Consider the following 14,407-nt stretch of genomic DNA (forward strand, 5'->3'; position numbering starts at 1 on the left):
GTTCAGTTCGCTTCTGTCAGGATGACGCCGGTTTCGACGCTCAAGGAAAACAGCGCACCATGGCCGACTTCAACATTGAGCAACTGTTCACGGGGCAATCCCCGCGCCTGGGCCAGTAACAAACGCATCACACCGCCATGGCTGATCAGCAATACCCGCTGACCCGCGCAGGTCGCCTGCAAACGCCCGACCGCGGCGAACACCCGCGTGGAAAAATCCTCGACCCGCTCACCCTCAGGCGGCGTAAACGAATAGGGATCGGCCCAGAACAAACCCAACGCTGCCGCATCGGTCTCCATCAGCGCCGCGGCGCTCTGCCCCTCCCAGGCCCCGAAATGCAACTCCTGAAGATCCTTATCCAATTGCACGGGCAACCCCAGTTGCGCTCCGAGCTCTTCGGCGAACCGTGAACAACGTTGCAAAGGTGAGCTGACCACGCGATCCCAAGGCCCTTGCTCGACGACCGCCGCGCGCATCTGCGCCCAGCCTTTATCGGTCAGCGCATCGTCAAGGCTGCCGCGCAGGCCACCGCCGAGTTCGGTTTCGCCGTGGCGCAAGAGATCAAGGTGCAAGGTCATGCCGGACGATCCGCCACCGCGGCTTCGGCGAAGGTCGCCATCTGCCCGTGAAGATCGCAGGCCAGACGCAGCAACGGCACCGCCAACGCGGCGCCACTGCCTTCACCCAGGCGCAGCCCCAGGTCCAGCAGGGGTTCGGCGTTCAGGGTTTCCAACACATGGCGATGACCCGGCTCGGCACCGCGATGGCCGAACAACAGCCATTCGCGGCAATCCGGGTTCAAGCGCACCGCGACCAACGCGGCAACACTGCAAATGAACCCGTCCACCAGCACCGCCACACCTTCCTGGGCACACGCCAGATACGCGCCGACCAGCGCGGCGATTTCAAAACCGCCGAGGTTGAACAGGGTTTGCAGCACATCGCCACGCTCAGCGCCGTGCAACGCCAACGCGCGTTCGATGACCTGTGCCTTATGGCTGACGCCCGCCGCGTCGAGTCCGGTGCCCGGTCCGGCCAGATGCAGCACCGGGCAATCGAGCAAGGCGCAGGCCAAGGCGCTGGCCGCGGTGGTGTTGCCAATGCCCATTTCACCACCGATGAACAACTGTGCGCCCGCCGCGATGGCACGCTGCACGCTGTCGCGGCCGGCCTGCAAGGCGAGTTCGCCCTGGGCTTGAGTCATGGCCGGGCCTTCCACGAAATTGGCGGTGCCCGGGCCGAGGTCGAGGTGACGTACGCCCGGCAGACTCAACGACGGCGTCACGGTGCCGAGATCGATCACTTCAAGGGATGCCCCCAGTTGCCGCGCCAACACGCTGATCGCCGCACCGCCGCTGACGAAGTTGTGCAGCATCTGCCCGGTGACTTCCTGGGGAAACGCCGACACACCTTCGGCGACCACGCCATGGTCACCGGCGAATATCGCGATCCACAGCTGATCCAGACTCGGCTTCAGCCGTCCCTGCAGACCGGCCAATTGCACCGCCACCGACTCGAGACGACCGAGGGAGCCGGCAGGTTTGGTCAACTGCTGTTGCCGCATCCGGGCCTGCTCGAGCGCTTGAGCGTCGATCGGCTTGCACGGGTTCAGCCACCAGGCTTGAGTCATTACGCAGTTCCTTTCAAAGTCAGGGGCAGGCCGGCGACGGTCAGGACGACGCGCTGACAGCGCTCGGCCAAGGCTTGATGCAGCCAACCGGCTTCATCGACATAGCGGCGAGTCAATTCGCCCAGCGGCACGACACCCATTCCGGTTTCGTTGCTGACAAAAATGATCTCGCCCGGCAGCGATGCCAGGCAATCGAGCAGGGCTTCGCGTTCGGCCGTCAAACGCTCGGCGTCGTCGAACATCAGCAGGTTGGTCAGCCACAGGGTCAGGCAGTCCACCAACAGGCAACGATCGACGCTGGCGGTTTCGCGCAGGACGCGGGCCAGTTCAACGGGTTCTTCGATCAACGACCATTCGGCCGGACGACGGGCCCGATGATGGGCGACCCGGTCGTTCATTTCTCCGTCCAGGGGTTGGCTGGTGGCGATGTAGGTCACTGCCAGACCACTGTCGGAGGCGAGTTTTTCGGCCAGGCGACTTTTGCCGGAGCGGGCGCCGCCGAGGATCAGTTGCAGCATGGTTCATTCCTTAAAATCTTCAGTGAGGCGACTGCCGCCTTCGCGAGCAAGCCCGCTCCCACATTAGATCTCCAGCGCACATAAAATGAGTGTTCGACGCCGATCAAATGTGGGAGCGGGCTTGCTCGCGAAGGGGCCGGCACAGACACCTCAAAAACCACAGAGTTCACGCAGCAGTCGGGTATCCAGATGCTTCTCCACCAGATCCGCCAGCCGCTCGATATCCCGCTCGCGCAACCCGTGATAATCCACGTCCTGGACCTCCTGCAATCCCGCCCAACGCAACAACGCACTGCAGGCCGCCGGCGATTCGAACAGGCCATGCAGGTAGGTGCCGAAAATCTGTCCATCAATACTTTGCGCACCATCGCAACGACCATCGTCGAGCTGCACGGCTGCGTTTTCCAGCGCCGGCCCGGTGGTCACCCCAGCATGGATTTCATAGCCAGTGACCGGCGCATCTTCCAGCGCCAGACGCCCACGAACATTACGCAGCTGCTTCTCTTGTTCAAGCTGCGTGTGGAACGCCAGCCACCCCAGACCGGCGCTCGACCCAGGCGCACCTTCGAGGCCCAGCGGGTCATGCACCTGCTCGCCGAGCATCTGCAGGCCACCACAGATGCCCAGCACTTTTCCCCCATAGCGCAGATGACGACTGATGGCGCTGTCCCAGCCATTGGCCCGCAGATACGCGAGATCGCTGCGCACGCTTTTCGAACCGGGAAGAATGATCAGGTCGGCTGGCGGGATAGCCTGACCGGGGCCGATGAATTGCAGGTCCACTTGCGGGTGCAGGCGCAGCGGGTCGAAGTCGGTATGGTTGCTGATCCGCGGCAGCACCGGCACCAGCACTTTGAGCACCTGGTCCGCCTTGTCAGTCTGGCGCTGATCGATACCGTCCTCGGCTTCCAGGTGCAGGTCTATCACATAGGGCAAGACGCCGATCACCGGTTTGCCGGTGCGCGCCTCCAGCCAATCCAGCCCCGGCTGCAGTAAAGCGATGTCGCCGCGAAAGCGGTTGATGATGAAACCCTTGACCCGTGCCTGCTCGCTCGGCGACAGCAACTCCAGAGTGCCCACCAGATGGGCGAATACACCGCCGCGATTGATGTCGGCGATCAGCACCACCGGGCAGTCCACCGCCTCGGCAAACCCCATGTTGGCGATGTCGCCGGCGCGCAGATTGATCTCGGCCGGCGAGCCCGCGCCTTCGACCATGACCACCGGATAAGCCGCGCTCAGCCGGTCATGGGACGCCAGCACCGCTTGCATGGCGATGGTTTTATAGTCGTGATAGGCAACCGCATTCATGGTCGTGACGGCGCGACCATGAATGATCACCTGGGCGCCGGTATCGCTGTTGGGTTTGAGCAGCACCGGGTTCATGTCGGTGTGCGGTTCAAGGTTGGCCGCCTGGGCCTGCACCGCTTGCGCGCGACCGATTTCGCCGCCATCGGCGGTCACGGCGCTGTTGAGCGCCATGTTCTGTGGCTTGAACGGCACGACGCTGACGCCCTGCCGGGTGACCCAGCGACAGAGCGCCGTCACCAGCGTGCTTTTACCGGCGTCCGACGTGGTGCCTTGCACCATCAACGTTGTCATTGGCTTTCCTTGGCATAGGCTTCGAACGCTTGCGCGAGACGTGTCCAGTCGGCTTCATCGGCGGGCAAGCCGAATCGCAGGCTGCTGTTGTGCGTGAACAAGCGCAGCAGAATGCCGCGCCGGGCCATGAATTCATGCAGGGCTTCGGCGCGCTCGGTGATCAGCCATTGAAACAGGGCGCAGCCGCCCTGGGGGGCGAAACCCTGTTGTGCCAGCAATCGTCCGAGACGCTCGCTGGCCGCTTCGGTGCGCTGGCGTTGGCGAGCGTGCCCTTCGGCGTCCAGCAGGCAGGCCTGCCCCACGACCCGGGTAGGCCCGCTGACCGCCCACGGCCCCACCTGTTCGGCCAGCAATTTGAGCAGCTTGCGCTCGGCCAGCACAAACCCCAGGCGCACACCGGCCAGACCAAAAAACTTGCCGAAGGAGCGCAGCACGATCAACCCGACCTGATGGGCAAAAGGCGCCAGGCTCAGCTGCGGCGTGTTGTCCATGAACGCCTCGTCCACCACCAGCCAGCCGCCGCGCCGAGCCAGTTTCGAATGCCAGTCGAGCAGGCGACTGGGGGTCAGGCTCAAGCCGGTGGGATTGTTCGGGTTGACCACCACCAGCACGTCGAGGCTGTCGAGAAAGAAGTCGACTTCCTGCTCCAGCACCTCACGCACGATATAGCCGCTGCGGCGCCATGCTTCGGCGTGCTCGGCGTAACAGGGCGAGAGCACGCCGACCTTGCCGATGCGACGCAAACGCGGCAACAGCTGGATCGCCATTTGCGAACCGGCCACCGGCAGCACTTGTGCGGCGCCGTAGTAGTCACAGGCCGCCTGCTCCAGACCGTCATCGGTTTCCGGCAATCGCGCCCAGGCGCGCAACGGCACATCCGGCACCGCAAACGGCCAGGGTGCGAGGCCGCTGGACAGGTCTAGCCAGTCAGCTTCGGCGATGCTGTGTTCGAGCGCCGCCTTGCGCAATCGACCTCCGTGCTCAAGCATAGAATTCAGCCCCCACGCAAAGGATCAGCAACCATAACCATACCCCGCGCTTGACCAACTGCCAGCCACGGTCGATGGAGTCGGCATCCGCCGGCGGGCCTTCACCCAGTGGCGGGCGCTGATGCAGTTCACCGTGATAAATCGCCGCCCCGCCCAACTCGACGCCGAGGGCACCGGCACCGGCGGCCATCACCGGCCCGGCATTCGGGCTGTCCCAGGTCGGGCCCTGGGTGCGCCAGCATTTCAACGCCAGGCGGGTCTTGCCCAGCAGCGCGTAGGTCAACGCCACCAGACGTGCGGGAATGTAGTTGAGCACGTCGTCGATCTTGGCCGCGGCCCAGCCGAAACGTTCGAAGCGCTCGTTACGGTAACCCCACATGGCATCGAGGGTGTTGCTCAGGCGATAGAGCACCACACCGGGCGCCCCCGCCACGGCGAACCAGAACAGCGCGGCAAATACCGCATCGCTGCCGTTCTCCAGCACCGATTCGGTGGCGGCACGGGCGACTTCGGTTTTATCCAGTTCGCTGGTCTGGCGGCTGACCAGATAGCTGACACGTGTGCGCGCTTGCTCCAGATCATCGCTGCGCAGGGCCTTGGCCACTGGCTCGACGTGTTCACCCAGGCTGCGCAGGCCGAGGGCGCAATAGAGCGCGAGGATTTCGACGATCCAGCCGACATAAGGCGCCCAGGAAAAAGCCGTGGCCAGCAAGGTCAGCGGCACGACCGCGAGCACCCAGGCGGTGACGCCGTGACTGCGCCAGCCGCGACCTTCGCTGTTGAAACGTTGCTCGATGCGGTCGGCAAAACGGCCGAACGCCACCAGCGGATGCCAGCGCCTGGGTTCACCCAGCAGCGCATCCAGCGCCACCGCGGCGACACTCAATAACGCCACACTCATTGACTCACTCCCCAATAATTTTCATACAGCAATTCGCTAAGCGCACGCGTTTGGGCCCAGCCTTCCAGGACTAGCATCGGCGCTGGATAAAACGCCTGGACCGGGCCCAGGCAGAGCACGGCCAACGGCTTGGCGCCAACGGGCATTTGCAGCAAGTCGGCCAGGGCTTGCGGCTCGAACACAGAGACCCAGCCCATGCCCAGCCCCTCGGCACGGGATGCCAGCCACAGGTTCTGGATCGCGCAGGACAAGGAGGCCATGTCCATTTCCGGCAAGGTACGGCGGCCGAAGATATGCCGATCGCGATCGTCCATCAGGGCGGCGACCAGCACTTCGGCGCAGTCGTTGATGCCTTCGACCTTGAGCTTCATGAATTCGTCGCTGCGCTCGCCGAGGGCTTCGGCGGTGCGGATGCGTTCTTCTTCCACCAGCTGTTGAATCTTGCCGCGCAGGGTGCGGTCGCTGATGCGCAGGAAGCGCCAGGGCTGCATCAGGCCCACGCTCGGGGCCTGGTGTGCGGCTTCGAGCAGGCGCCGCAGTAATTCGGGCTCGACGGTGCCACCGCTGAAGTGGCGCATGTCGCGGCGTTCGGCGATCGCACGGTAAACCGCTTGGCGTTCGACCTGGCTGAATGCGTTGTCCGTCATGGCCTCTTCGCGAGCAAGCCCGCTCCCACCGTTGACCGCGTTTCGTCAGGCAACACACTTGCAAATGTGGGAGCGGGCTTGCTCGCGAAGGCGTCCTCAAGGTCAGGCGCGAACAGTGCGGCTATAGCAGTCGGATTGGACGGAAAATAAAAATGCACATAAGAGGCCGTCATCCGCCCCTGACGATAAACCACCTCCGCCCCACGCCCGCCATTCGGGCTCAACCCACGGGCAATCGGCTCAAGCCCGGTACTGGTCAGCGAATGATGATAGGTATGCCCACGCAACAAACCCTCCGGCAGTTCAACCGCTTGCAGGGCCAACGCAGCCAGACGCTTCTGCATCACCGCATCCCCAGCCAGCAAGCCGACCAGTTCAGCCCGGGTGCCCTCGACATCGGTCAACGAATCAAGCAGATAAAGCATGCCGCCACACTCGGCCAACAACGGTTTGCCCGCCGCATGATGCGCGCGAATCGCATCGAGCATCGATGTGTTCTGCGACAGCGCCACATGGTGCAATTCCGGATAACCGCCCGGCAGGTAGAGACTGTCCGCCTGGGGCAATCCGGCATCACGGATCGGCGAGAAAAACAGCAACTCGGCGCCCATCGCTTGCAGCAGATCCAGGCTCGCGCCGTAGGTGAAGGCAAAAGCTTCATCACGGGCCACGGCAATCCGCACGCCGGCCAACAAAGGCTCGGCAGCGATCACATCGGGGGCAGCGAATGCCACTGCCGGTGGCAACGCCACCTCGCAACTGCTGGCCAAGGCATCGGCCGCGGCGTCGAGGCGCAGATCAAGGTCGTTCAGCTCGCTGGCCTGAACCAGCCCCAGGTGACGGCTCGGCAATTCGATCCCGGTTTCCCGGGACAAGGCGCCATACCAGCGCAAGCCTTCCGTCAGGCTGCCTTCGAGCAATTGCGCATGACGCAAGGTGCCGACGCGATTGGCCAACACGCCGGCAAACGGCAAGTCCGGCTGATAACGCGCCAGGCCCAGGGCCAGTGCGCCAAAGGTCTGGGCCATGGCAGTGCCGTCGATCACACCCAGCACCGGCACCCCGAAGTGCCGCGCCAGGTCGGCGCTGGACGGCGTACCGTCGAACAGCCCCATGACCCCTTCGATCAGGATCAGGTCGGCATCAGCGGCGGCTTCCCACAACAGTCGACGACTTTCCTGCTCGCCGACCATCCACATGTCCAGTTGATAGACCGGCGCACCGCTGGCGCGCTCGAGAATCATCGGGTCGAGGAAGTCCGGCCCGCACTTGAAGACCCGCACCTTGCGCCCTTGATTGCGATGCAACCGGGCCAACGCGGCGGTGACGGTGGTCTTGCCCTGACCGGAGGCCGGCGCGGCAATCAATACCGCGGGGCAATGACGTGGCTGACTCACAATTCGACGCCTTTTTGCGCTTTGATACCGGCCTGGAACGCGTGCTTGATCACGCCCATTTCCGTGACGGTGTCGGCCAGCTCGATCATTTCCGGCTTGGCGCCGCGACCGGTGACCACCACATGCTGCATCGGCGGACGCGCCTGCAAGTCGCTGAGCACCTGATCGAGGTCGAGATAACCGTGTTTGAGGGCGATGTTCAACTCATCAAGCACCACCAGACCGATGGACGGATCCCTCAGCAGCTCGCGGGACACTGCCCAGGCGGCTTCGGCGGCAGCGATATCACGCTGGCGGTCCTGGGTTTCCCAGGTGAAGCCCTCGCCCATCACATGAAACCGCACCTGCTCTGGAAAACGGCGAAAGAACAATTCTTCGCCGGTGCTGTTGCGGCCCTTGATGAACTGCACCACGCCACACTGCATGCCATGCCCCAGGGATCGGGCGAGCATGCCAAAGGCCGAGCTGCTCTTGCCTTTGCCGTTGCCGGTCAGCACCAGCAGCAGGCCGCATTCGTTCGGGGAATTGGCGATGCGTTCATCGATCACGGCTTTTTTGCGCAGCATGCGCGCCAGGTGACGTTCATCACGATCGGGAGTATCAGTCATGGGGGGAGCTCTCCGTTGAGGCTGAATAACGGCGGGCAGGCACAAGAACAGACGGCAAAAAGCCTGGCATCGCCCACCGTGATGCCGCTGGATGGATCAGGCCGGTCTCCGGGCTCATGAGCGGCGCTGGCCTGACTGCGCGCCTTCCCATGCCGGCTTTCGACACAGTGGCTCAAGGCGCAGTCTTCACTCATTTACCGTTGCGGGGGCAGCGTCGGGATCATGACTCTTCGTCGTTCGAAGACAATCACTCACCGACTTCCCTGTTTCACTCTGTCGGCCATGGCCACAGAGCACCTGAAACAAGCCGCGAAGGTTAGAGGGTTGGGGGTGGAGCGTCAATTGCAGAAGGCAACACCCTGTCGACGCAGTTCAAGGAGCGCGCATTCATCGGCCAGCACGGCTCGTGGAACCGCGACCCGCACAGTGGCTACCCAGTGATTTTCGTGCCATTGAGCGCGGGCAAACCGGTCGGGCAACCGGTTGATGTGCTCACCAGGCTCCTCACCGGCGGCGAAAAAGCCATGGGCCGTCCGGCGGAGGTGGTGATTGATCGACAGGGAGGTTTGCTGATGGCGGATGATGTGGGGAACAAGGTGTGGCGGGTACCGGCGGCTAGACCCCGCAAACTGTAGGAGCGAGGCTTGCCCGCGAAGGCGATTTATCTGACACACCGCTTTCGCGGGCAAGCCTCGCTCCTACAGTTTGCGGCACAAGGTCAACCCATCCCTCAACGGCAACAACGACAGATCCACCCGCAAGTCATCCTTCAAGGCCAAATTGAGCGCCTGGATGGCTCGGGTGTCTGCGCTGTCGGAATTTTCCTCCAGCACCCGCCCGCTCCACAGCGTGTTATCGAACACAGCCAGACCACCGACCCGCAACAAGCGCAGCGCATGCTCCAGATAGCTCGGGTAATTGGCCTTGTCGGCATCGATGAAAATCAGGTCGAACTGTCCTGGCCGATCCAGCTGGGCCAGGGTTTCCAGCGCGGGTGCCAGGCGCAGATCAATCCGCCCCGCCAGCCCCGCTTCCTGCCAGTAACGGCGCGCGATAGCGTTGTAATCTCCAGGAATATCACAGCAGATCAGCGAACCGTCATCCGGCAACGCCGCCGCCATGCACAAGGCGCTGTAACCGGTGAACGTGCCGACTTCCAGCACACGCCTGGCGCCGGTGAGTTTCACCAGCAACGCGAGGAACTGCCCCTGCTCCGGCGCCACCTGCCAACGCGCCATGGGCAGCGCCTGGGTTTCGTCGCGCAAGCGCTTGAGCAGCGGCGTCTCCCTGAGGGAGACATCGAGCAGGTACTGATACAGGGAATCATCGAGATTGAGCGTGCGAGCGGTCATGACCAAACTCTGCAATCTATGGGTTGTGTGCCAGATGCTCCGGTTGTAGCACACGCTTGGCGCTCAGGTAGGCTTTCTGCCAATAAGCCTTGGACAAGCTGTCGAGCTTCACCGTACCGCCAGTGGCCGGTGCATGGACGAAGCGACCTTCACCGACATAGATCCCGGCGTGGCTGACCTGGGAGCCGCCATTGGTGGCGAAGAAAATCAGGTCGCCGGTTTGCAGGCCTTCCTTGCCGATACTGGCCGCTTGCATACCGATCATCTCGCGAGTAGTGCGCGGCAAGGAAATACCGGCCACATCCCGGTAGACGTAGCCGATCAACCCGCTGCAATCAAACCCCGAGTCCGGCGTGTTGCCCCCCCAGCGATAGGGCGTGCCAACGAGGCCGAGCGCACGAAACAGTACGTCTTCAACGGCGGGAGAAAAGGCTTGGGAGGGACCGAAAACCAGCGGCGCGCGAACCACCGGCGCAGGGGGCGGTGTGCGACTGGCGCAGGCGCTGAGCAGCGCGGCGAAGAACAGGATTGCGAAGCGGGCTGACATTGTCATAAGCAGAAACCCTGATCTGGCTGCGGCTTTTTCCACCGACAGGGCAGAAAAGAAAACCGCCTGCGCAGGACGCAGGCGGTTTGCCATCAATAATAGATCAGAATTTTAGCTGCTACACGGCAAACTTCAAGTAAGACTTTAAGTTCACCTTACAAAATGTCCGCTTATTTACGTGCCGTGACGATCGCCGGGACCGAATCCGGCGCCATGGCGAGTGCGCGCTTGGCTTCGATGAAGCTCTTGCTCCAGTAGCTGTCACCCAGATTGTCGATCCGCACACCACCGCTACGGCGGCTGCTGGAATGGATGAACTGGTTGTCGCCCAGGTAGATCCCGGCGTGACTGACGCGCCCACGACGACCGTTGGTGGCGAAGAACAACAGGTCACCTGGCTTCAGATCGCTGCGAGTCACCAGCGGGGCGTCCACGTTGATCATTTCGCGGGTGGAGCGCGGCAGGCTCATGCCGGCCTCTTCACGAAACAGATAACCGATGAAACCGCTGCAATCGAAGCCGGCTTCGGAGGTGCCGCCGAAACGGTAACGGGTGCCGATCAGGGACATGCCACGTTCGAGGATGCTGTCGGCCAGAACCGGAAGCTGGTACGACTTGCCATTGGCGAAGCTTGCCAGCTCTTTATCGGTGGCCGCCTCTTGCTCAATGGCTTCCTGGAGCAGAACGGAAGACGATTGGCCGTTAACTGAATGTGTAACCTGGTGTTGTTGCTCTTGCTGGGGCACTGGAGAATGAGCAGCGCAACCGAACAAAAGGGTGACAAGTGCGAGAGGCACGAGGGGTGCGAAGCGCTTTAGCATGGGCACGACCGTGGCTGATGGTTATAAAAGAGGCCGCGACTATGCCCGTAATCATGCTTATTTGCAAATTCAATCGATCTGCATGTGACTTCCCGACTTCGCGATTACATCTAAGCGCTTAAGCCCCATTGAGTCGTCGCGCAGCCTGCAGACCTGCAGGAAGGCAGATTTTTGGCGTCTGAAAACTGCCGAAACCTGCGTCAGACACGAGCTTCACCAGCCCAAGGTTTCTTTGAGGAACGGGATCGTCAACTTGCGCTGAGCTTGAAGAGACGCCTGGTCGAGGCGCTCAAGCAACTCGAAAAGCGCACTCATGCTGCGAGTACCACGGGTCAGGATGAAATGCCCGACTTCGTCGGTGAGGTGCAAGCCGCGACGGGAAGCGCGCAGTTGCAAGGCGCGCAATTTGTCTTCGTCGGAGAGCGGGCGCATCTGGAAGATCAGCGCCAGGGTCAGGCGGGACTTGAGATCCGCCAGCTTGACCGGCAGCTCACGCGGGGACGTCGATGCGGCGATCAACAGGCGCCGACCACTGTCACGCAGACGGTTGAACAGATGGAACAGCGCCTCCTCCCAATCCGCACGCCCGGCGACCGCCTGCAGGTCATCCAGGCAGACCAGCTCGTATTGTTCGAGGTTGTCGAGGATTTCGATGCCACGATCCAGCAGCTCGGCCAACGGCAGATACACCGCCGGCTCCCCCAGCTGCTCGAAACGCAGGCAGGCCGCCTGCAACAGATGCGTACGCCCTACACCGTCCTTGCCCCAGAGATAAATCAGGCTTTCGGTCCAGCCGGCGTCGGCTTCGCATAGCCGCTCGACATAGCCGAGTGCAGCGGCATTGGCGCCTGGGTAGTAATTGATAAAGGTGGCGTCATCACGCAGACGCACACCTAGGGGCAGCTGAATCGGTTTCATGCTGACTGAACAGTTCCAGGGGAACCGTTAGTGGCCTCTGTGTAAAGTTTGCGAAGTTTATACCCGTGAAGCTGACCGCACAATGCGACAGACCACAAGCAAAATCAAAGGTTTGCGTTAATGCACTGGTTTTATGGCAGTTTCTTTGGCGCTACGGGCGACAACCATGCAAAGGAGGCAGGCCAACCTGGCCATGAACCAGGCCGCCCGGGACACACCACAAGCCCACCTTAGAGCTCAGGTCCGTCGACGCCACTGTACATACCAGAATCCTTATACAAATCGTGCACATGACGCAGCAGCACCATGATCACCGCCGCCACCGGCAACGCCAGCAACACGCCGGTAAAACCGAACAGCTCGCCGCCAGCCAGAATCGCGAAGATCACCGCCACCGGGTGCAGACCGATCCGGTCCCCCACCAGCAGCGGCGTCAGCACCATACCTTCCAGCGCCTGGCCGACCATGAACACCGCGACGATGCCGACCATGGGATACAAGTCGCCACCGAACTGGAACAGGCCGGCAACCAATGCCGCACCGATCCCGATGACAAACCCCATGTACGGCACGATCGCCGCCAGGCCGGCGATCAGCCCGATCAGCAGCCCCAGCTCCAGCCCGATCAGCATCAAGCCCGCCGCATAGATCACACCCAGCGCTACCATCACCAGCAACTGCCCGCGCACGAATGCACCCAGCACTTCATGGCATTCACCGGCCAGCGTCACCACACGCGCTTCGCGATCACGGGGCAGCAAGCTGCGGATCTTGGCCATCATCAGGTCCCAGTCCCGCAACAGGTAGAACATCACCACCGGGATCAGCACCAGATTGGCCAGCAAAGCGATCAATGCCAGCCCGGAAGCCGTCGCCTGACTCAACACCACACCGACAATGTCAGTGGTCTGGCCCATGTGCTCGCTGATCGCGGCCTTGAGCTTGTCGAATTTCCAGAAACCATCCGACAGGCCAAATTTCGATTGCGCCCAGGGCAGCGCACTGTGCTGCAACCAGTCGAGCATCTGCGGCGTCAGTTCGTACAAGCGAAACAACTGCTTGGCGAGCATCGGCACCAACACCAACAGCAAGGTGGTGAAGATCAGGGTAAACAGCGCAAACACCGCGATCACGCCCCAGGTCCGTGACAGGCCGGCTTTCTCCAGCCGATCCACCAGAGGGTCGAATAGATAGGCCAGCAGCAGCGCCACCAGAAATGGCGTGAGGATTGGATGCAACAGCCAGACAAACGCGCAGAGCAGGATCACCCCACCCAACCAGAACCAACGCCGCGTATCGGCCATGAACCACTCCAGCTTCTATATAAGGAAAGAAATACTTACCAACGGAAACGCAACTGCGGTGTCGGTTTCGGGGCTGGCGCAACGGCAGGTACCGAGCCACCAGCCGCGGGCTGGGCAGGGGTCGCCGGGGCTGGCGCCTCACCGGCCGGAACTTCCTGCAACCTGGCCAGGGACAACTGCGCCTTCAACTGTTCGGCGCTGCCATTGACCCGATACACAATCCGGTCGCCGTCGACGCTTTGCAGACGCGCACCAAAAGGTTCGAGCAAACGCCCCAGGGCCGCATAGCGCTCCAGGTTCATGCCCTGCACTTCCAGCAATTGTTCACCCGAAGCACCCGGCTTGACCACGAACCGCGGCGCCAGACGCTCGCTGACCGCCAACATGACCGCATCGGCCACGGCGGCCTGATCCGCGCCCTGCACACTGCCGGCCTCTTTCTGATCGCCCAGCCACAAGCGCCACTTGGCTTGCCACTGCCCCCCTTCTTCACGGGCATGCACTGCCAGCAAGGCATCGGCATTGTAACGGTCCGAAGCGTCGCGCAACGGCGCCGGATCCGCGCCTTCCAGATTCGGCGCGGTGGCAACGATCTGCTCATTCAGGTCCGCCAGCGGCAAGCGCAATGGCAAACCACGGTGTTGTGCCGCGCGGCGCAATGGCGTCGCGCTGGCCTGACCATCGCCCACCAGGTTCGAACCCTCGGTGGCATCGTTCAACCACCAGCCCAGGATCGACGGTCGGTTCGCGCCCCAGAGAGACAACCCGGCACGGCGCAACGCCTGCTGCGTGGTGGCCGGGTCGAAATCGACCTTCAGTACTTCCGGTGGGCCGGCATCAAAACCGTATTGACTGATGATCTGTTGCGGATCCTTGCGCAGTGCGGCCAACCCCGGACTTTGCGCCGCCCTGGGATCACCGGTCAGCCGCAGCACCAGCGTATCCAGCGCTCGCAGGGTGGCTTGCTCGCGCGCCTCGGGCGCCTGGCTATTGACAGGCTCGCGTACTTGATAAAGGCCTTTGACGGTTTCGGCCTGACTGGCGAGGCTGACCAACGATAAACCGCCCACAAACAGCAATTTGAAAAAACGCATTTAAGATTCCTGACGACAAGAGCGGCTGGAACAGACCGCATGAAGGCAATCGAGCAAGGCTGTGACCCTCTCCCGATGC

General features: G+C 62.4%; 15 protein-coding genes, 1 pseudogene and 1 riboswitch. Of the genes and pseudogenes, 1 reads left to right on the top strand and 15 read right to left on the bottom strand.

Translation table 11 applies throughout. The features are described from left to right. Positions 1–2: 2 nt before the first annotated feature. The 9 genes from cobC to cobO form a co-directional block, all read right to left on the bottom strand. The gene (gene cobC / locus F8N80_RS04715; RefSeq protein WP_150783316.1) at positions 3–578 is read right to left on the bottom strand and encodes an alpha-ribazole phosphatase family protein; all 576 of its coding nucleotides are present in this window, start codon (positions 576–578) and stop codon (positions 3–5) included. Continuing rightward, on the bottom strand, positions 575–1,630 hold the full coding sequence (gene cobT / locus F8N80_RS04720) for a nicotinate-nucleotide--dimethylbenzimidazole phosphoribosyltransferase (protein WP_150783317.1): 1,056 nt from the start codon (positions 1,628–1,630) through the stop codon (positions 575–577). The genes cobC and cobT overlap by 4 nt, the downstream gene beginning before the upstream one ends. Next, positions 1,630–2,148: a bifunctional adenosylcobinamide kinase/adenosylcobinamide-phosphate guanylyltransferase gene (cobU, locus tag F8N80_RS04725; protein ID WP_150783318.1), complete on the bottom strand. Its 519-nt coding sequence runs from the start codon at positions 2,146–2,148 to the stop codon at positions 1,630–1,632. The genes cobT and cobU overlap by 1 nt, the downstream gene beginning before the upstream one ends. A gap of 150 nt (positions 2,149–2,298) precedes the next feature. Continuing rightward, positions 2,299–3,750: a cobyric acid synthase gene (locus F8N80_RS04730; protein ID WP_150783319.1), complete on the bottom strand. Its 1,452-nt coding sequence runs from the start codon at positions 3,748–3,750 to the stop codon at positions 2,299–2,301. Next, complete coding sequence (gene cobD / locus F8N80_RS04735) at positions 3,747–4,739, bottom strand: threonine-phosphate decarboxylase CobD (RefSeq protein WP_150783320.1); 993 nt, start codon at positions 4,737–4,739, stop codon at positions 3,747–3,749. The genes F8N80_RS04730 and cobD overlap by 4 nt, the downstream gene beginning before the upstream one ends. Next, on the bottom strand, positions 4,732–5,640 hold the full coding sequence (gene cbiB, locus F8N80_RS04740) for an adenosylcobinamide-phosphate synthase CbiB (protein WP_150783321.1): 909 nt from the start codon (positions 5,638–5,640) through the stop codon (positions 4,732–4,734). Before cbiB ends, cobD begins: the two co-directional genes overlap by 8 nt. Further along, positions 5,637–6,287, bottom strand: a complete 651-nt coding sequence (gene bluB / locus F8N80_RS04745; RefSeq protein WP_150783322.1) for a 5,6-dimethylbenzimidazole synthase — start codon at positions 6,285–6,287, stop codon at positions 5,637–5,639. Before bluB ends, cbiB begins: the two co-directional genes overlap by 4 nt. Next, positions 6,284–7,684, bottom strand: a complete 1,401-nt coding sequence (locus F8N80_RS04750) for a cobyrinate a,c-diamide synthase (RefSeq protein WP_150783323.1) — start codon at positions 7,682–7,684, stop codon at positions 6,284–6,286. Before F8N80_RS04750 ends, bluB begins: the two co-directional genes overlap by 4 nt. Then, positions 7,681–8,292, bottom strand: a complete 612-nt coding sequence (gene cobO, locus F8N80_RS04755) for a cob(I)yrinic acid a,c-diamide adenosyltransferase (RefSeq protein ID WP_150783324.1) — start codon at positions 8,290–8,292, stop codon at positions 7,681–7,683. Before cobO ends, F8N80_RS04750 begins: the two co-directional genes overlap by 4 nt. An 82-nt stretch (positions 8,293–8,374) precedes the next feature. Then, positions 8,375–8,608, bottom strand: a riboswitch (cobalamin riboswitch). Positions 8,609–8,624: 16 nt separating this feature from the next. Here cobO and F8N80_RS31405 point away from each other — a divergent pair. After that, positions 8,625–8,927: pseudogene (locus tag F8N80_RS31405) on the top strand (sorbosone dehydrogenase family protein); the annotation flags it as partial. Between the two features lie 63 nt (positions 8,928–8,990). On the opposite strand, the gene F8N80_RS04765 reads toward F8N80_RS31405, so the two are convergent. From F8N80_RS04765 to F8N80_RS04790, 6 genes are all read right to left on the bottom strand, one after another. After that, positions 8,991–9,644, bottom strand: a complete 654-nt coding sequence (locus F8N80_RS04765) for an O-methyltransferase (RefSeq protein WP_150783325.1) — start codon at positions 9,642–9,644, stop codon at positions 8,991–8,993. 16 nt (positions 9,645–9,660) lie between these two features. Next, on the bottom strand, positions 9,661–10,197 hold the full coding sequence (locus F8N80_RS04770; protein ID WP_150783326.1) for a C40 family peptidase: 537 nt from the start codon (positions 10,195–10,197) through the stop codon (positions 9,661–9,663). 164 nt (positions 10,198–10,361) lie between these two features. Continuing rightward, positions 10,362–11,012, bottom strand: coding sequence for a C40 family peptidase (locus F8N80_RS04775; RefSeq protein ID WP_150783327.1), 651 nt, complete (start codon positions 11,010–11,012; stop codon positions 10,362–10,364). Positions 11,013–11,225: 213 nt separating this feature from the next. Further along, the gene (gene hda, locus F8N80_RS04780) at positions 11,226–11,930 is read right to left on the bottom strand and encodes a DnaA regulatory inactivator Hda (protein WP_008033543.1); all 705 of its coding nucleotides are present in this window, start codon (positions 11,928–11,930) and stop codon (positions 11,226–11,228) included. A gap of 230 nt (positions 11,931–12,160) precedes the next feature. Next, a complete protein-coding gene (locus tag F8N80_RS04785; RefSeq protein ID WP_150746794.1) occupies positions 12,161–13,234 on the bottom strand; it encodes an AI-2E family transporter in 1,074 nt (357 codons plus the stop codon). Positions 13,235–13,269: 35 nt separating this feature from the next. Beyond that, the gene (locus tag F8N80_RS04790; protein ID WP_150746793.1) at positions 13,270–14,328 is read right to left on the bottom strand and encodes a DUF2066 domain-containing protein; all 1,059 of its coding nucleotides are present in this window, start codon (positions 14,326–14,328) and stop codon (positions 13,270–13,272) included. Positions 14,329–14,407: the final 79 nt, after the last annotated feature.

The organism is Pseudomonas fluorescens, assembly GCF_902497995.1.
GTDB lineage: Bacteria > Pseudomonadota > Gammaproteobacteria > Pseudomonadales > Pseudomonadaceae > Aquipseudomonas > Aquipseudomonas fluorescens_BK.